Source organism: Streptomyces sp. bgisy159 (assembly GCF_057707805.1).
Genome location: NZ_JBYIQX010000050.1, coordinates 12,921 through 28,878, shown reverse-complemented (window position 1 = coordinate 28,878; position 15,958 = coordinate 12,921). Strand labels below are relative to the sequence as shown.

16 protein-coding genes and 1 pseudogene are annotated in these 15,958 nt (G+C 71.3%); 12 read left to right on the top strand and 5 right to left on the bottom strand.

The features are described from left to right. Window positions 1-23: 23 nt before the first annotated feature. Genes AC3ET3_RS31550 through AC3ET3_RS31540 form a run of 3 tightly spaced genes read right to left on the bottom strand, consistent with a single transcriptional unit; the run spans window position 24 to window position 2,559 of the window. Complete coding sequence (locus AC3ET3_RS31550; protein ID WP_432158747.1) at window positions 24-740, bottom strand: ABC transporter permease; 717 nt, start codon at window positions 738-740, stop codon at window positions 24-26. Window positions 741-790: 50 nt separating this feature from the next. Then, window positions 791-1,714 (bottom strand): ABC transporter ATP-binding protein, encoded by a 924-nt coding sequence (locus AC3ET3_RS31545; RefSeq protein ID WP_432139316.1) that lies wholly within the window; start codon window positions 1,712-1,714, stop codon window positions 791-793. Window positions 1,715-1,770: 56 nt separating this feature from the next. After that, window positions 1,771-2,559: an AAC(3) family N-acetyltransferase gene (locus AC3ET3_RS31540; RefSeq protein WP_435613340.1), complete on the bottom strand. Its 789-nt coding sequence runs from the start codon at window positions 2,557-2,559 to the stop codon at window positions 1,771-1,773. Window positions 2,560-2,719: 160 nt separating this feature from the next. Between AC3ET3_RS31540 and AC3ET3_RS31535 the strand changes: the two genes are divergently transcribed. The 8 genes from AC3ET3_RS31535 to AC3ET3_RS31500 are packed head-to-tail and all read left to right on the top strand — an operon-like array spanning window position 2,720 to window position 9,307. After that, window positions 2,720-3,451, top strand: coding sequence for a helix-turn-helix transcriptional regulator (locus AC3ET3_RS31535; RefSeq protein ID WP_432139318.1), 732 nt, complete (start codon window positions 2,720-2,722; stop codon window positions 3,449-3,451). After that, entirely contained in the window at window positions 3,448-4,869 is a 1,422-nt protein-coding gene (gene sufB, locus AC3ET3_RS31530) for a Fe-S cluster assembly protein SufB (RefSeq protein ID WP_432139319.1), read from the top strand. Before AC3ET3_RS31535 ends, sufB begins: the two co-directional genes overlap by 4 nt. Before the next feature lie 58 nt (window positions 4,870-4,927). Next, on the top strand, window positions 4,928-6,145 hold the full coding sequence (gene sufD, locus AC3ET3_RS31525; protein ID WP_432139320.1) for a Fe-S cluster assembly protein SufD: 1,218 nt from the start codon (window positions 4,928-4,930) through the stop codon (window positions 6,143-6,145). Beyond that, window positions 6,142-6,459 carry a non-heme iron oxygenase ferredoxin subunit gene (locus AC3ET3_RS31520; protein ID WP_432139321.1) on the top strand — a complete coding sequence of 106 codons (318 nt, stop codon included), beginning with the start codon at window positions 6,142-6,144 and terminating at the stop codon, window positions 6,457-6,459. The genes sufD and AC3ET3_RS31520 overlap by 4 nt, the downstream gene beginning before the upstream one ends. Window positions 6,460-6,466: 7 nt before the next feature. Further along, window positions 6,467-7,231, top strand: a complete 765-nt coding sequence (sufC, locus tag AC3ET3_RS31515) for a Fe-S cluster assembly ATPase SufC (protein WP_432139322.1) — start codon at window positions 6,467-6,469, stop codon at window positions 7,229-7,231. After that, window positions 7,228-8,496, top strand: coding sequence for a cysteine desulfurase (locus AC3ET3_RS31510; protein ID WP_432139323.1), 1,269 nt, complete (start codon window positions 7,228-7,230; stop codon window positions 8,494-8,496). The genes sufC and AC3ET3_RS31510 overlap by 4 nt, the downstream gene beginning before the upstream one ends. A 14-nt stretch (window positions 8,497-8,510) precedes the next feature. Further along, complete coding sequence (gene sufU, locus AC3ET3_RS31505) at window positions 8,511-8,978, top strand: Fe-S cluster assembly sulfur transfer protein SufU (RefSeq protein WP_432139351.1); 468 nt, start codon at window positions 8,511-8,513, stop codon at window positions 8,976-8,978. After that, complete coding sequence (locus AC3ET3_RS31500) at window positions 8,975-9,307, top strand: metal-sulfur cluster assembly factor (RefSeq protein WP_151783435.1); 333 nt, start codon at window positions 8,975-8,977, stop codon at window positions 9,305-9,307. The genes sufU and AC3ET3_RS31500 overlap by 4 nt, the downstream gene beginning before the upstream one ends. 71 nt (window positions 9,308-9,378) lie before the next feature. Here AC3ET3_RS31500 and AC3ET3_RS31495 read toward each other — a convergent pair whose 3' ends face one another. Further along, window positions 9,379-10,230, bottom strand: a complete 852-nt coding sequence (locus tag AC3ET3_RS31495; protein ID WP_432139324.1) for an AbfB domain-containing protein — start codon at window positions 10,228-10,230, stop codon at window positions 9,379-9,381. A 189-nt stretch (window positions 10,231-10,419) separates the two neighbouring features. Here AC3ET3_RS31495 and AC3ET3_RS31490 point away from each other — a divergent pair, with 189 nt between their 5' ends. Together AC3ET3_RS31490 and AC3ET3_RS31485 are read left to right on the top strand one after the other, a co-directional pair. Next, complete coding sequence (locus AC3ET3_RS31490; RefSeq protein ID WP_432139325.1) at window positions 10,420-10,740, top strand: DMT family transporter; 321 nt, start codon at window positions 10,420-10,422, stop codon at window positions 10,738-10,740. Next, window positions 10,740-11,294, top strand: coding sequence for a TetR/AcrR family transcriptional regulator (locus AC3ET3_RS31485; RefSeq protein ID WP_432139326.1), 555 nt, complete (start codon window positions 10,740-10,742; stop codon window positions 11,292-11,294). The genes AC3ET3_RS31490 and AC3ET3_RS31485 overlap by 1 nt, the downstream gene beginning before the upstream one ends. Here AC3ET3_RS31485 and AC3ET3_RS31480 read toward each other — a convergent pair. After that, window positions 11,287-11,877: pseudogene (locus tag AC3ET3_RS31480) on the bottom strand (redoxin domain-containing protein); the annotation flags it as partial. The gene AC3ET3_RS31485 and the pseudogene AC3ET3_RS31480 sit on opposite strands and share 8 nt — an antisense overlap. 191 nt (window positions 11,878-12,068) lie before the next feature. Between AC3ET3_RS31480 and dapD the strand changes: the two are divergent. After that, window positions 12,069-13,058 (top strand): 2,3,4,5-tetrahydropyridine-2,6-dicarboxylate N-succinyltransferase, encoded by a 990-nt coding sequence (dapD, locus tag AC3ET3_RS31475; RefSeq protein WP_432139327.1) that lies wholly within the window; start codon window positions 12,069-12,071, stop codon window positions 13,056-13,058. A 445-nt stretch (window positions 13,059-13,503) separates the two neighbouring features. Continuing rightward, window positions 13,504-15,720 carry an FUSC family protein gene (locus AC3ET3_RS31470; protein WP_435613339.1) on the top strand — a complete coding sequence of 739 codons (2,217 nt, stop codon included), beginning with the start codon at window positions 13,504-13,506 and terminating at the stop codon, window positions 15,718-15,720. The last annotated feature ends 238 nt before the right edge of the window (window positions 15,721-15,958 follow it).

Sequence of the window (15,958 nt, the reverse complement as noted above, 5' to 3'; positions counted from 1 at the left end):
TTTCACGAGGGTGGGCCACGGCCTCACTCCCAGCGGAAGAACCGGCCGGCCGCAGCGAGGCCCAGGACCGCCCACCCGGCGAGGATCCCCAGGTCGCCCCACGGCGTCCCGGCGCCGTCGCGCAGCACGTCCCGCAGGCCGTCCGAGAGCGCGGCGATGGGCAGCACGCCGAGGACGTCCTGCGCGGCGGAGGGGAACTCGTCCAGCGGCACGACGACCCCGCCGCCCACCAGGAGCAGCAGGAACACCAGGTTGGCGGCGCCCAGTGTGGCCTCGGCCCTCAGCGTGCCGGCCATCAGCAGACCGAGGCCGGAGAAGGCCGCCGTGCCGAGGAGCAGCAGCAGCGCGACGGCGAGCGGGTTGCCGTGCGGCGACCAGCCCAGCGCGAACGCGATGGCCGTGAGCAGGATCACCTGGAGGATCTCGGTGACCAGCACGGCCGCCGTCTTGGCCGTCATCAGTCCCCAGCGCGGCAGCGGTGAGGCGGCGAGCCGCTTCAGCACCCCGTAGCGGCGCTCGAAGCCGGTCGCGATGGCCTGGCCGGTGAACGCCGTCGACATCACCGCGAGCGCGAGGACGCCGGGGGTGAGGAAGTCGACGGCCTCGCCCTCGCCGGTGTCGACGACGTCCACCGAGCTGAACAGCACCAGCAGCAGCGCCGGGATGATCACCGTCAGCAGCAGCTGCTCGCCGTTGCGCAGCAGCATCCTGGTCTCCAGGGCCGCCTGCGCACCGATCATCCGGGGGAGCGGCGCCGCGCCGGGCTTCGGGGTGTAGGTGCCGGTGGCGGTCACGAGCGCAGCTCCTTGCCGGTCAGCTCGAGAAAGACGTCTTCGAGGGTGTGCCGTTCGACCGAGATGCGGTCCGGCATCACGCCGTGCTGGGCGCACCAGGAAGTGACGGTGGCCAGCAGCTGGGGGTCGACCTGGCCGGTGACCCGGTAGGAGCCCGGGGTCAGCTCGTCGGCCGAGGAGTCGGAGGGCAGCGCCTTGAGCAGGGAGCCGACGTCGAGTCCGGGGCGGCCGGTGAAGCGCAGGGTGTTCTCGGCGCCGCCGCGGCACAGCTGCTCGGGGGAGCCCTGGGCGATGACCTTGCCGGCGTCGATGATCGCCACGTCGTCGGCCAGCTGCTCGGCCTCGTCCATGTAGTGCGTGGTGAGGATGACCGAGACCCCGTCGTCGCGCAGGTCGCGCACCAGGTCCCAGGTGGCCCGGCGGGCCTGGGGGTCGAGCCCCGCGGTCGGTTCGTCCAGGAAGACCAGCTCCGGGCGGCCGACGACCGCCATCGCGAGGGCGAGGCGCTGCTGCTGGCCGCCGGAGAGCCGGCGGTAGGAGGTGCGGCCGCAGGAGCCGAGCCCCAGCCGTTCGACCAGGGCGTCCACGTCGAGCGGGTGGGCGTGCAGCTTCGCCATGTGGCGCAGCATCTCCTCGGCCCGGGCGCCCGAGTAGACGCCGCCGGACTGGAGCATCACGCCGATGCGGGGGTGCAGTTCGGCGGCCTGTCTCACCGGGTCGAGGCCGAGGACGCGGACCGTGCCGGAGTCGGGGCGGCGGTAACCCTCGCAGGTCTCGATCGTGGTCGTCTTGCCGGCGCCGTTGGGTCCGAGGACCGCGGTGACGCCCGCCCGGGCCGTCAGGTCGAGGCCGTCCACCGCGGTTTTCGTCCCGTACCGCTGCACCAGGGCCTGGACCTTGACGACAGGCTCAGTTCGCATGGCTCAAGAGTCTAGGTTCGCGGACGGGGGTCGCGGCGCGGGGGTGCGTGAACCGGTCACCGGGGGCGGTGCAGGGGCAGCCAGCGCTCGGCGTAGGCGACGGCGTCCGCGACCGTGAACAGCCGTACGTCGGCGGCGCCCGCCCTCCCGCGGGCGACCGGCCGGTCCCGTTCGAAGTCGTGGCCGAGCTCGTCGAACCGGTCGAAGCTGATCGACACCTCGGTGACCACCTCCCAGCCGCCGCCCGGGGCCGGGCGCCCGACCTCGGTGAGGGGGCCGTCGATGCGGTATTCGGCGAGGTGGAAGCTGGTGCAGCTGTCGTAGCCGGCGCCGAGCAGCAGCACCCGGGCGCCGAGCTGCTCCAGCCGGGCCAGCGGGCTGCGCTCGCCGAGCCGGCAGTCGGGCGCGTGGCCGTCGGTGATCTGCGCGGCACGCGGTCCGAGGGCGGCGAAGGAGGTGTGCGGGTGGGCGCTGCGCAGGGCGCCCGGCCAGGTCCGGACCGTCTCCGGGATCACGCCGACGCCTCGCGCCGGGGTGATCCGCGGGTCGTAGGCGGGCAGGGTGGCGCGGATGGTCTCCCACCACTGCTCGGGCACCGGCGGACGGCTCCACAGCGCGGGGTCGCTGAGGTCCGCCGACTGGGTCGGGACGACCAGGGTGCCGTCCGGGCCGAGGACGTCGAGCAGGGCCCGGACGACCGCCACGGGGCCGCCGCTGACCCAGCCGAGCGAACGGAGGGAGGAGTGGACGAGGAGGATCTCACCGGCCTCGACGCCCAGCGCGCGCAGCTCTGCGGCCAGGGAGCCCCGGGTGACGAGTGGGCCGGTCGGAGGCGGTGTGGGCATGGTCGGGAGTGTCCCGGACACGGCCGCGCGGCGCCACCCGTTTGATCGATCGGAGATCGTTTCCGCAGGTCGGATTAGGTATACCTAAGTGATGCAGGGCACCGTGGGGTGATCAGGGCGCGGCTTGCCCGCCTCCGAGGAATTACGCAACAATGGCGTTGTGAAAAACGTCGGCGCAGCTCCGCAGGAGGAACTGGCGACCGGGGAGCGGTCCACCCGCAACCGGGTCGCGCGGTCCGTCCTGGACCACGGCCCGTCGACCGTCGCCGAGCTGGCCGGGCGCCTCGGACTGACCCAGGCCGCCGTCCGCCGCCACCTGGACGCGCTGGTCGCCGACGAGATCGTCGAGGCGCGCGAGCAGCGGGTGTACGGCACGCGCACGCGCGGGCGCCCCGCCAAGGTCTTCGCGCTCACCGACTGCGGTCGTGACGCCTTCGACCAGTCGTACGACAAGCTCGCCGCGGACGCCCTGCGCTGGATCGCCGAGCAGGAGGGCGGCCAGGAGGCCGTCGCGGCCTTCGCCCGCGCCCGCGTCGCCGCGCAGGCGAGCGTGTACCGCAAGGCGATCGAGGGCGTGGCCCCCGACAAGCGCGCCGAGGCCCTGGCCAAGGCCCTGAGCGCCGACGGGTACGCTGCCACCGCACGCAGCGCACCCCTCCCGCGCAAGGGCGAGCAACTGTGCCAGCACCACTGCCCCGTCGCCCACGTCGCCGAGAAGTTCCCGCAGCTGTGCGAGGCGGAGACGGAATTCTTCGCCGAGCTGCTCGGTACTCATGTACAGCGGCTGGCGACCATCGCGCACGGCGACGGCGTCTGCACGACGTTCATCCCCGAGATTTCCCCGATTTCCACTGACGCATCTGCAAGCAAGGCCGGGAGGAACCCCGCATGACTCTCCCCACGGAGACTGCCCACCCCGAACTCGAGGGCCTGGGCAAGTACGAATACGGCTGGGCCGACTCCGACGCGGCCGGTGCAGCGGCGAAGCGCGGTCTGAGCGAGGCCGTCGTCCGTGACATCTCGGACAAGAAGTCCGAGCCGGAGTGGATGACGAAGCTGCGCCTCAAGGGCCTGCGGCTCTTCGAGAAGAAGCCCATGCCGAACTGGGGCTCGGACCTGTCGGGCATCGACTTCGACAACATCAAGTATTTCGTGCGCTCCACGGAGAAGCAGGCGGAGTCCTGGGAGGACCTTCCCGAGGACATCAAGAACACCTACGACAAGCTCGGCATCCCGGAGGCGGAGAAGCAGCGCCTGGTCGCCGGCGTCGCCGCGCAGTACGAGTCGGAGGTCGTCTACCACCAGATCCGCGAGGACCTGGAGGAGCAGGGCGTCATCTTCCTCGACACCGACACCGCGCTGAAGGAGCACCCGGAGCTCTTCAAGGAGTACTTCGGCACCGTCATCCCGGCCGGCGACAACAAGTTCGCCGCGCTGAACACGGCCGTGTGGTCCGGCGGCTCCTTCATCTACGTGCCGAAGGGCGTGCACGTCGAGATCCCGCTGCAGGCCTACTTCCGCATCAACACGGAGAACATGGGCCAGTTCGAGCGGACCCTGATCATCGTCGACGAAGGTGCCTACGTGCACTACGTCGAGGGCTGCACCGCCCCGATCTACAAGTCGGACTCGCTGCACTCCGCGGTCGTCGAGATCATCGTCAAGAAGAACGCCCGCTGCCGCTACACGACCATCCAGAACTGGTCGAACAACGTCTACAACCTGGTCACCAAGCGCGCCGTGGCCTACGAGGGCGCGACCATGGAGTGGGTCGACGGCAACATCGGCTCCAAGGTGACGATGAAGTACCCGGCCGTCTACCTGATGGGCGAGCACGCCAAGGGCGAGACGCTGTCCATCGCCTTCGCGGGCGAGGGCCAGCACCAGGACGCCGGCGCCAAGATGGTCCACATGGCCCCGAACACCTCGTCGAACATCGTCTCCAAGTCGGTGGCGCGCGGTGGCGGCCGCACCTCCTACCGTGGTCTGATCGAGATCGGTGAGGGCGCCCCGGGGTCCAAGTCCAACGTGCTGTGCGACGCACTGCTCGTCGACACCATCTCGCGGTCCGACACCTACCCGTACGTCGACGTCCGCGAGGACGACGTGTCCATGGGTCACGAGGCGACCGTCTCCAAGGTCTCCGAGGACCAGCTCTTCTACCTGATGAGCCGCGGTCTGAGCGAGGACGAGGCGATGGCGATGATCGTGCGCGGTTTCGTCGAGCCGATCGCGAAGGAACTGCCCATGGAGTACGCGCTGGAGCTCAACCGGCTGATCGAGCTGCAGATGGAAGGCGCGGTCGGCTGAGTCCGCCCCTCCCGTCGCCAGCACCCGCCTTACTCAGAAAGAGAGCACTACGACAGCCATGGCTGAGGCCCAGAACTCCCCCACGCTCGGCTCCGCTCGCGCGGGTGGACCCCCACCGGTGGGCTCCACCACCGCCGGGTCGATCGCGGTCGCCGCGGAGTCGACCGTCGTCTCGCGCATGAGCGCCCCGCCCTCCTTCGACGTCGCGGACTTCCCGGTCCCGCACGGCCGTGAGGAGGAGTGGCGGTTCACCCCGCTGGAGCGCCTGCGCGGCCTGCACGACGGCACCGCGACCGGCGGCGGTTCGATCAAGGCGGAGTTCTCCGCGCCCGACGGCGTCACCATCGAGACCGTCGGCCGCGACGACGCCCGGCTCGGCCGCACGGGCAAGCCGGTGGACCGGGTCGCGGCACAGGCGTACTCCTCCTTCGAGAAGGCCACGGTCGTCACCGTGCCCAAGGAGACGGTCCTGGACGAGCCCGTCCGGCTCGCCCTGCACGGCGAGGGCGGGGTGACCTACGGGCACACCGTCTTCGAGCTCGGCGCCTTCGCCGAGGCCACCGTCGTCATCGACCACACGGGCGACACCGTCCGCGCGGCCAACGTGGAGTACGTCGTCGGCGACGGAGCCAAGCTCACCGTCGTCACCGTCGTCGACTGGGACGACACCGCCGTCCACGTGGCCCAGCAGTCCGCCCTGGTCGGCCGGGACGCGGGCTTCAAGCACATCGTCGTCACCTTCGGCGGCGACCTGGTGCGCATCCACCCGCGCGTCACCTACGCGGGCCCCGGCGGCGAGGCGGAGCTGTTCGGCCTGTACTTCACCGATGCCGCCCAGCACCACGAGCACCGCCTGCTGGTCACCCACAACACCCCCCACTGCAAGTCCAACGTCGTCTACAAGGGCGCGCTCCAGGGCGAGGACGCGCACGCCGTGTGGATCGGTGACGTGCTGATCGAGGCCGCGGCCGAGGGCACCGACACCTACGAGATGAACCGCAACCTGGTGCTGACCGACGGCGCGCGCGTCGACTCGGTGCCGAACCTGGAGATCGAGACCGGTGAGATCGTCGGCGCCGGCCACGCCTCCGCCACCGGCCGCTTCGACGACGAGCAGCTCTTCTACCTGATGGCCCGCGGCATCCCGGAGCACGAGGCCCGCCGCCTCGTGGTCCGAGGCTTCTTCGCCGAGCTGGTCCAGCAGATCGGTGTCCAGGACATCGAGGAGCGCCTGCTCGCCAAGATCGAGGAGGAGCTGGAGGCGTCGGTCGCATGACCTTCGTACGAGCCTGCGGGCTGAGCGAGCTGGAGGAGGACACCCCGAAGCGGGTGGAACTCGACGGCACGCCCCTGTCCGTCGTGCGCACCGAGGGCGAGGTGTTCGCGATCCACGACATCTGCTCCCACGCGAACGTCTCCCTCTCCGAGGGCGAGGTCGACGACTGCCACATCGAGTGCTGGCTGCACGGCTCGCGCTTCGACCTCCGCTCCGGAAAGCCCGACAGTCTTCCGGCGACGCGTCCCGTCCCCGTATACCCCGTAAAGATCGAAGGGGACGACGTGCTCGTCTCCCTCTCCCAGGAGTCCTGAGGCACCCATGGCAACGCTTGAAATCCGAGACCTGCACGTCACCGTCGAGGCCGACAACGCCACGAAGGAGATCCTCAAGGGCGTCGACCTCACCGTGAAGCAGGGCGAGACGCACGCCATCATGGGCCCCAACGGCTCCGGCAAGTCGACCCTCGCCTACTCCCTCGCGGGTCACCCCAAGTACACGATCACCGACGGCACCGTCACCCTCGACGGCGAGGACGTCCTGGAGATGTCCGTCGACGAGCGCGCCCGCGCCGGCCTGTTCCTGGCGATGCAGTACCCGGTCGAGGTCCCCGGCGTCTCGGTCTCCAACTTCCTGCGCACCTCCGCCACCGCCGTCCGCGGCGAGGCCCCCAAGCTGCGCACCTGGGTGAAGGAGGTCAAGGAGGCCATGCAGCGCCTCAACATGGACCCCGCCTTCGCCGAGCGCAACGTCAACGAGGGCTTCTCCGGCGGCGAGAAGAAGCGCCACGAGATCCTCCAGCTGGAGCTGCTCAGGCCGAAGGTCGCGATCCTCGACGAGACCGACTCCGGCCTGGACGTCGACGCCCTGCGCATCGTCTCCGAGGGCGTCAACCGCGTCCGCGAGACCGGCGAGGTCGGCACCCTGCTGATCACGCACTACACGCGCATCCTGCGCTACATCAAGCCCGACTACGTCCACGTCTTCGCCGGCGGCCGCATCGTCGAGTCCGGCGGTGCCGAACTCGCCGACCAGCTGGAGGCCGAGGGCTACGACAAGTACGTGAAGGGCGGCGTATCCGCGTGACCCCTGACCGCCATGGGCTCCCGGGCCTCCTCGACGCCGAGGCCCTCCGCAAGGACTTCCCCATCCTGGACCGAGTGCTCCACGACGGGAAGAAGCTCGTGTACCTGGACAACGCGGCGACCTCGCAGACGCCGCGCCAGGTGCTGGACGTACTCGCGGAGTACTACGAGCAGCACAACGCCAACGTCCACCGTGGCGTGCACGTCCTCGCCGAGGAGGCCACGGCGCTGTACGAGGGCGCGCGCGACAAGGTCGCGGAGTTCATCAACGCGCCGAGCCGCGACGAGGTGATCTTCACCAAGAACGCCTCCGAGTCGCTCAACCTGGTGGCGAACATGCTGGGCTGGGCCGACGAGCCCTACCGCGTGGACTCGGACACCGAGATCGTCATCACCGAGATGGAGCACCACTCCAACATCGTGCCCTGGCAGCTGCTGGCGCAGCGCACGGGCGCGAAGCTGAAGTGGTTCGGCCTCACGGACGACGGCCGCCTCGACCTGTCGAACATCGACCAGGTCATCACGGAGAAGACGAAGATCGTCTCCTTCGTGCTGGTCTCCAACATCCTGGGCACCGTCAACCCGGTCGAGGCGATAGTGCGGCGCGCCCAGGAAGTCGGCGCGCTGGTCTGCATCGACGCCTCCCAGGCCGCTCCGCACATGCCGCTGGACGTCCAGGCCCTGCAGGCCGACTTCGTGGCCTTCACCGGCCACAAGATGTGCGGCCCGACGGGTATCGGCGTGCTGTGGGGCCGCCAGGAGCTGCTGGAGGACCTGCCTCCGTTCCTGGGCGGCGGCGAGATGATCGAGACGGTGTCCATGCACTCCTCGACGTACGCCCCGGCACCCCACAAGTTCGAGGCGGGCACCCCGCCGATCGCTCAGGCGGTCGGCCTCGGGGCGGCGATCGACTACCTCGACTCGATCGGCATGGACAGGATCCTCGCCCACGAGCACGCGCTCACCGAGTACGCCGTGCGCCGGCTCGCGGACGTTCCCGACCTGCGGATCATCGGCCCGACCACGGCCGAGGACCGCGGAGCGGCGATCTCATTCACCCTGGGTGACATCCACCCGCACGACGTGGGCCAGGTCCTCGACGAGCAGGGCATCGCCGTGCGCGTCGGCCACCACTGCGCGCGGCCCGTGTGCCTCCGGTACGGAATTCCCGCGACCACGCGAGCGTCGTTCTATCTGTACTCCACACCGGCCGAGATCGACGCACTGGTCGACGGCCTGGAGCACGTACGGAACTTCTTCGGCTGAGAGGCGTGCAGAAGGTGAAACTGGACTCCATGTACCAGGAAGTCATCCTGGACCACTACAAGAACCCGCACGGGCGTGGTCTCAGGGATGGCGACGCCGAGGTGCACCACGTCAACCCGACCTGCGGCGACGAGATCACGCTCCGGGTGAAGTACGACGGCACGACCATCGAGGACGTCTCGTACGAGGGCCAGGGCTGCTCCATCAGCCAGGCGTCGGCCTCCGTGCTGAACGAACTGCTGGTCGGCAAGGACGTGGCGGAGGCGCGGAAGATCCAGGAGACCTTCCTGGAGCTGATGCAGTCCAAGGGGAAGATCGAACCCGACGACGCCATGGAGGACGTCCTGGAGGACGCGGTCGCGTTCGCCGGGGTGTCCAAGTACCCGGCCCGGGTCAAGTGCGCCCTCCTCAGCTGGATGGCGTGGAAGGACGCGACGGCTCAGGCGCTGGGCGGAGCCGACGCCGAAAGGAAGACGGCATGAGCGACACCGTGGAGATGAAGCCGGCCTCGGAGGAGGAGCTTCGCGAGGCCCTGATGGACGTCGTCGACCCGGAGCTGGGCATCGACGTCGTCAACCTCGGCCTGATCTACGGCATCCACGTCGACGAGTCCAACATCGCGACCGTCGACATGACCCTGACCTCGGCGGCCTGTCCGCTGACCGACGTCATCGAGGACCAGGCCAAGTCCGCCACGGACGGCCTGGTCAGTGAACTGCGCATCAACTGGGTCTGGATGCCCCCGTGGGGCCCCGACAAGATCACCGACGACGGCCGTGAGCAGCTGCGGGCGCTCGGGTTCAACGTCTGAGCACACCCACCGCACGAGCGAGGGCGACACCCCGTCAGGGGTGTCGCCCTCGCTCGTTGCCGCACGACGTCTCAGCTCAGCGCCGTCACGAACCGGAACGCCGAGTCCGCCAGGTAGAGGTCGCTGTGCTGGTAGGGGTCCAGGCGGATCTGGAACGACTGGTGGCGAAGGAAGCGGCCCGGGTAGTTCGCGGACTCCAGCATCACGGCACCGGAGTGCGGTGAGGGGCGGGAGCAGAACGTGGCGTCCTGCGCGAACAGGGCGGACCCGTCGTGGCGGTCGGCGCGCAGCACGAACTGGCGGTGGCGCAGATAGCGGCCGTCGGAGGTGGCGAAGGAGTAGCAGGACGCGTCGGTCAGTCCGGGCACCACCGTGAAGGAGGCGTCCGCGCGGAACTCCGAGCCGCCCGGCCGCTCCAGCTTCACCGGACCGCCGCTCACATGCCAGTACCGGTCGGGGTAGTTCACCGAACGTACCGAGCGGCGGTAGGACTCGGGGTCGGCCGGCCGGTCCGGGGTGGGCTCGGCCGCCGGGGACGCCGAGGCCGAGGCGGTCGTGGGGGAGGCGGCGGGGGAGCCGCCGCTGTGCGCGGTGGGACGTGCCGACGAGGCCGAGGCCGTCGGTGTGGCGGAGGTGGGGGGCCGGCTCCCCGAGGCCTCGGCCGTCGCTGAGGGACTGGCGAAGGAGATCAGACCCGGCCCGTCACGGGTGTCTGCCGCGGACGGGCCCGGCGTGGCGCGGGCCGACGTCTCGTCAGCGGGCCTGTCGTTCAGGGCTATCGCCGTCACGCAGGCCACCACGGTGGCCACGGCGAGGGCTCCGGCCAGCCACAGACGGCGGGTTCCGGGCGCCCTTGAGCTGTCCGGTGTCCAGCCGTTCTCCCAAGGTCTGTCCTGCGGGGGCCGGGGTTCGTTCTCAGGCATGCGGCTGTTCCTCCAGCGGCGCGCGTGAGGGCGCCGCGGCTGTGGGGGGCCCGGTATGTGAACGCTGAAACAGTAGAGGAACCAGTGACGTGCCAGCAGCCCTTTCGGGAGGGCTTTCGATAACGCTTTCTCATCGCGCCGCGGCCGCACTCATGACAGACCCGAGCGCCGTTATGTACGCTCGTACACATGGGTTACCTGACGCTCGCCGGCGCCATCGCCGCCGAGGTGGCCGCCACCACCGCGATGAAGTACAGCGACGGCTTCAGCCGACTGTGGCCCTCCGCCCTGACCGCGGTCGGCTACCTGGTCTCCTTCCTGCTGCTCGCGCAGACCCTGAAATCCCTTTCCATCGGCACCGCCTACGCCATCTGGTCCGGCGTCGGCACCGCCACCATCGCCGTCCTCGGCCTCGCGCTCTTCGGCGAGGGGCTGGGCACCGCCAGGGTCGCCGGGATCACGCTGATCATCGCGGGCGTGGTGGTGCTGAACCTCGGGGGTGCCCACTGATGCCCCGGCGCCACGACCCCGAGCGGCGGCAGCGGATCATCGACGCGGCGATCCGGGTGGTGGGGCGCAAGGGGCTCGCCGGTCTGAGCCACCGCAGCGTCGCCGCCGAGGCGGACGTCCCCCTCGGATCGACGACGTACCACTTCGAGACCCTCGACGACCTGATGGTCGCCGCGCTGCGGCAGGCCGGCGAGGGCTTCGACAAGGCACTCGCGGCACATGACCGGCTCGACGACACAGGCAGCGACCTGGCCCGCGAACTCGCCGCGCTGCTGGGGGAGTGGCTCGGCGGCGAACGCACGGGTGTCGAGCTGGAGTACGAGCTCTACCTCGCCGCGCTGCGCCGGCCTGCCCTGCGCCCGGTCGCCGCCGAGTGGGCCGGGGCGTTCGCCGGCCGACTGGCCCGCCGCACCGACGCCGTCACGGCCCGGGCCCTGGTGGCCCTGGTGGACGGCATCTGCCTGCAGGTGCTGCTGACGGACGAGCCGTACGACGAGGAGTACGCGCGGGAGGCGCTGGCGCGGGTCGTCGCCGCACCGCCCCGAGACGCCTGACGTGCGCCGGCGCGGCCTCGACGCTCCCCGCGACGTCCGACACCGGGTACCGCACCTCCCGGACCACCCCCTCCCGTCCACCCGCTCCCGGGCCACGACCAGCGTCGGAGCCGCTTCAGCCGGCTCGTGCCCGCCGCGCGGAACGTCGGCGGGCGCAGCGCGGCGATCAGGGACAGCTCCGCGTCGGAACGCAGCGGGAAACCCAGCCCCTCGTGTTCGGCGAACGCCCGCTGCTCGTCCGGGCGTCGGGTGGACACGCCGTACACCGTCGCGCCCGCCGCCGTGAACTCGGCCAGCCGCTCGCGGTAGGTGCGCGACTCCAGGGTGCAGCCTGGTGCTCCGGGGATGTCTCCCCAGCCGGGCGGGTAGGCGTCGGCGCGCGCGCAGGCGCCGGGGAAGCAGCACAGGACGGTGCACGGCGTGCCGGCGGCGGCCGGGTCGCGCCACTCGCCCCGGTCGTCGCGCAGCCGCAGCTCCTGCAGCCGCGTCCCGGCCGGCGCGTGCACCCGCTCGGCCTCGGTCGACTCCGCAGGGCCGTGGCCGTCGTACCGCCGTCGCCCAGCACCCAGGCCTCCGCCCGGTCGGAGGGGGAGCGGGCCAGTGCTCAGCGTGCGACGCACGGCGTCGGCCGTGCCGGTCGGCGGGCCGGCCGTGTACCGTTCCGGGGCCGGGATCACCGGAGGTGACGAGGGGCGAACCCCCTGGCCCGCCCGCCACCTGAGACGCGCCCCGGCTGGTTCGCGTCCACGGCCCCCCGCCGGTTAGGTTGCCCTCATGACCGACACGACTGCACCTCGTACCACCGGGGCGGTGGCCGCCGGCCTCGCCACGATCGCCGCCGACGGCACCGTCCTCGACACCTGGTTCCCCGCCCCCGAGCTGGTCGCGGAGCCCGGCCCGTCCGGCACCGAGCGGCTGTCCGCCGAGCGGGCGGCCGAGCTGCTGGGCGGCGGCGCCACCGCGGCGACCGGACCGGACGCCCGCCGGGGCGTCGAAGTGGTCGCGGTCCGCACGGTCATCGCCTCGCTCGACGAGAAGCCGATCGACGCGCACGACGTCTACCTCCGGCTGCACCTGCTCTCGCACCGCCTGGTCAAGCCGCACGGCCAGAGCCTGGACGGCATGTTCGGCTTCCTCGCCAACGTCGCCTGGACCTCGCTCGGCCCGGTCGCCGTCGACGACATCGAGAAGGTCCGCCTCAACGCCCGCGCGGAGGGCCTGCACCTCCAGGTGACGTCCATCGACAAGTTCCCCCGCATGACGGACTACGTCGCCCCGAAGGGCGTCCGGATCGCTGACGCGGACCGGGTCCGCCTCGGCGCGCACCTCGCCGAGGGCACCACCGTGATGCACGAGGGCTTCGTCAACTTCAACGCGGGCACGCTCGGCACGTCGATGGTCGAGGGCCGCATCTCGGCGGGCGTCGTGATCGGCGACGGCTCCGACATCGGCGGCGGCGCGTCCACGATGGGCACGCTGTCCGGCGGCGGCAACGTCATCATCTCCGTCGGCGAGCGCTGCCTGGTCGGCGCCGAGGCGGGCGTCGGCATCGCGCTCGGCGACGAGTGCGTGGTCGAGGCCGGCCTGTACGTCACCGCGGGCACCCGGGTGACCATGCCCGACGGCCAGATCGTCAAGGCCCGCGAACTCTCCGGCGCCTCCAACATCCTCTTCCGCCGCAACTCGGTCACCGGCACAGTGGAGGCCCGCCCGAACAACGCGGTGTGGGGCGGCCTGAACGAGATCCTGCACAGCCACAACTGATCACTCGCCGCCTCGATTCCGCGGCCGGCCGACGACTCTTCCGACTCCCTGACGAGCTGTCGGCGGTTGTCGACGTCGGCCACCATCGAGCGCCCTCCCGCGGCCGGACGACCGCCTGGGAGGGCGCACGTGGTGCGCACAGGGACCTGCCCGAGACCGGGACTCGGCGAGACGAGGTCGTCCTCGGCGAGGGGGTGCAGGGGCAGACTGTCGAACAGATCCAGCAGACCGCCGCCCCGCACTGCCGCGCAGTCGGGTCGGGACGCGTGCCGACGGCCCGACACCCGGGACACCGACGGACTGCGAACGGACGCTGCCCCCGGCCAGGCCCGGCGACCGACTCGGCGGGCGCCCGCGGGGCACGAGGGCGCCGCAGCCGTGTGGGGATGTGGGGGCGGGGTGCGGATGTGATCCTGGAGGGGGCGGCTGGGCGGAGGGGCCGACCATGGGTTCTGAGACTGAGAGTGACACCGGCGATGCCGCCCGCATACGCCTGCCCGGTGTCCCGCGCCTGCGCCTGATCGCCGCCGCGCTGCGGCACGGCACACGTTCCTCGGCGAGCACAGGCCGACGAGCCGTTCGGGTGACGCTGTCAGCCGTCGCCGCCTTCTACATCGGCCTCTACGGCCTGCACGAGCCCGTCACCGCCACATACGGCCTGTTCGCAGCGGTGGCGATGGCAGGTCTCTCCCGCATTCCCGGCACCGGGCGCCAGCGCGCCGCCGTCGTCGTCCGGGTACTTCCTGTCGGCTGGTTCCTGGTTACGGCCGGGACCCTGCTCGCGGTACACACCTGGACCGCGGTGGCGGGGATGCTGGTGATCGGTTTCCTGCTCTCGTACGCGGCGGTGGCCGGTCCGCGAATGGCCGGGGCAGCTCCGGGCCTGCTCCTGCTCTACATCCTGCCGTGCTTCCCTCCGTACGCGCCGCAGACACTGGGTGAGCGGCTGAGCGGGACGACACTGGGCATTCTGCTGCTCTTGCTCGCCGAGACCCTGCTGCTGCCCGACCCGCCCACCACCTCCTACCGCGCTCTGTCGGCGGACGCGGCCATGACCGCGGCGCGCCTCGCAAGCGAACTGACGCACCCGCCGTGGCTGCTGTCGACCGGGGCGGGCACAGCAGCGCGGTCGGCCGGTGAGGCGCTGCGCCCCTCGCGGGTACAGGAGTCGGAGCGTCCCGCCGGACCGGGGCGGAAGGAGCGAGCGCTCGCTCACACCGGTATGGCCGGCCGTCTCCTGCTGGCCAGGCTTCAGGAGTTGGCGGAGCCGGGTGCGCGGGAACCCCGCCCCCAGTCCCTCGCGCTGCTCGACGAGGTCGCGGCGTCGGCCCGGAGGACGTCGGTCGCACTGCGTACCGGACGCCCGGCCGGCCCGGGACGGCTGGTGGACGTCCTGGTCGTCCATCGGCGGCTGCGCACGGTGTCGATCAAGGAGGCGACGTCCGGGAGTACAGCCTTCGCCATGCAGCGTCAGGCGATGCTCCTGGAGACCGCCTACGCCTGCGCGACACTCGCCACCGCAGCCGACCTCGCCCTGGGACGGCGCCCGGGGCCCGCCGAGGCGCGAGACGGCAGCTTCTGGTACGCGCGGGAGGGCACTGTCCGCCTGTGGGCGCGGCGGCTGTCGGCACACCTGACCGTGCGCTCGGTCTACTTCCAGAACGCCGTACGCGTCGGCCTCGCGCTGGCAGCCGCTCGTACCGTGGCCGGACTCGACTCCCTGCCTCACGGGTTCTGGGCCATGCTGGCCGCTCTCACCCTGATCCGCACCACTGCTGAACAGACGAGTGCCGCGGTGGCCCGGGCGCTCGTCGGTACGCTGCTGGGCGCACTGGCCGCCGCCGCCATGCTGGTCTTCGCCCATGGAAGTACCACGGCCTACGTCGTGGTACTTCCGGTGATCATGTTGGCCGCCTTCTGGATCGGGCCGACGCGCGGCGTGGGATGGGCACAGGGTCTGTTCACCCTGGCCGTGTCCGCCGTCTTCGCCCTGCTCGCCCCGGTCACATGGCAGCTGGCCGAGTTCCGCTTCCTCGACGTCCTCGCCGGCAGCGCGATCGGTCTGGTCTTCGGCCTGCTCGCCTGGCCACGAGGTGCCCAGAAGGAACTGCGCCGAGACGTTGCGGCCCTCCTTCGCGCCATCGGCGCGACCATCGCCTCGACCACATCGGTCCTCACTGAGGTTCCCGTGCGGGGGCAGCCCGGCCGGCCCTCGCTGCCGGGCGCCCTGACACTGGCGGAAGCGTCCTTCGCGCAGTACCAGAGCGAGCCTCAGCGGCCCGGCACGCCGTCGGTGGACTGGCATGCGGCGCTGATGGCGGGGCATCACGCCTTGCGCGGGTCCCGGCACCTGCCGCATGCGGGGGACCTGGCCGGGAGCCGGCCGCTCGCGCCTGCGTGCCGGGCGAAACTGGCCCGGGACAGCGACGTGCTGGTCCAGCACTACGAAAGGGCCGGCGCTCTCCTCGAGGACGCACGGCGGGCACCGCCGAAAGCCCTCCCGCCGGTACCCGACGAGACCGCTGACAGCCGGCCGCCCGACGACCCGGCACCGCCGGTCTACTACGACGCCGAGGCGTGGCTGCGGGCACTTGCGGCCGATCTGGACCACATCGCCAGGACCACCGCCGCAGCCGGACCTTCCCCGAAGGACCGGTCGTGAACCGCCGGGATCTCGTCGCGGCACCGGGGCACCGCCGGTGCCGGCCCTCCACGTGGCGATGGTGCCGATCCTGCACAGAATGCCCTGTCACCGGCTTCGACCGTGACGGCCAGGGGGCGACGGTCTCGACCGCGCGGGGAGAAACGCCTCCGCCGAAGCGCGGACGCCGGCACCCGGAGCCAGGCTTGCCCCGCGGGTGGTCCTCACACGAAAGGCGGTGACGGGTCGCGTCCTTCCA

What these genes read in the sequence shown, in the direction of transcription:
- AC3ET3_RS31550 (WP_432158747.1), bottom strand. Translation starts at nt 740, where the DNA reads ATGATCGGTGCGCAGGCGGCCCTGGAGACCAGGATGCTGCTGCGCAAC.
- AC3ET3_RS31545 (WP_432139316.1), bottom strand. Translation starts at nt 1,714, where the DNA reads ATGCGAACTGAGCCTGTCGTCAAGGTCCAGGCCCTGGTGCAGCGGTAC.
- AC3ET3_RS31540 (WP_435613340.1), bottom strand. Translation starts at nt 2,559, where the DNA reads ATGCCCACACCGCCTCCGACCGGCCCACTCGTCACCCGGGGCTCCCTG.
- sufB (WP_432139319.1), top strand. Translation starts at nt 3,448, where the DNA reads ATGACTCTCCCCACGGAGACTGCCCACCCCGAACTCGAGGGCCTGGGC.
- sufD (WP_432139320.1), top strand. Translation starts at nt 4,928, where the DNA reads ATGGCTGAGGCCCAGAACTCCCCCACGCTCGGCTCCGCTCGCGCGGGT.
- AC3ET3_RS31520 (WP_432139321.1), top strand. Translation starts at nt 6,142, where the DNA reads ATGACCTTCGTACGAGCCTGCGGGCTGAGCGAGCTGGAGGAGGACACC.
- sufC (WP_432139322.1), top strand. Translation starts at nt 6,467, where the DNA reads ATGGCAACGCTTGAAATCCGAGACCTGCACGTCACCGTCGAGGCCGAC.
- AC3ET3_RS31500 (WP_151783435.1), top strand. Translation starts at nt 8,975, where the DNA reads ATGAGCGACACCGTGGAGATGAAGCCGGCCTCGGAGGAGGAGCTTCGC.
- AC3ET3_RS31495 (WP_432139324.1), bottom strand. Translation starts at nt 10,230, where the DNA reads ATGCCTGAGAACGAACCCCGGCCCCCGCAGGACAGACCTTGGGAGAAC.
- AC3ET3_RS31490 (WP_432139325.1), top strand. Translation starts at nt 10,420, where the DNA reads ATGGGTTACCTGACGCTCGCCGGCGCCATCGCCGCCGAGGTGGCCGCC.
- AC3ET3_RS31485 (WP_432139326.1), top strand. Translation starts at nt 10,740, where the DNA reads ATGCCCCGGCGCCACGACCCCGAGCGGCGGCAGCGGATCATCGACGCG.
- dapD (WP_432139327.1), top strand. Translation starts at nt 12,069, where the DNA reads ATGACCGACACGACTGCACCTCGTACCACCGGGGCGGTGGCCGCCGGC.
- AC3ET3_RS31470 (WP_435613339.1), top strand. Translation starts at nt 13,504, where the DNA reads ATGGGTTCTGAGACTGAGAGTGACACCGGCGATGCCGCCCGCATACGC.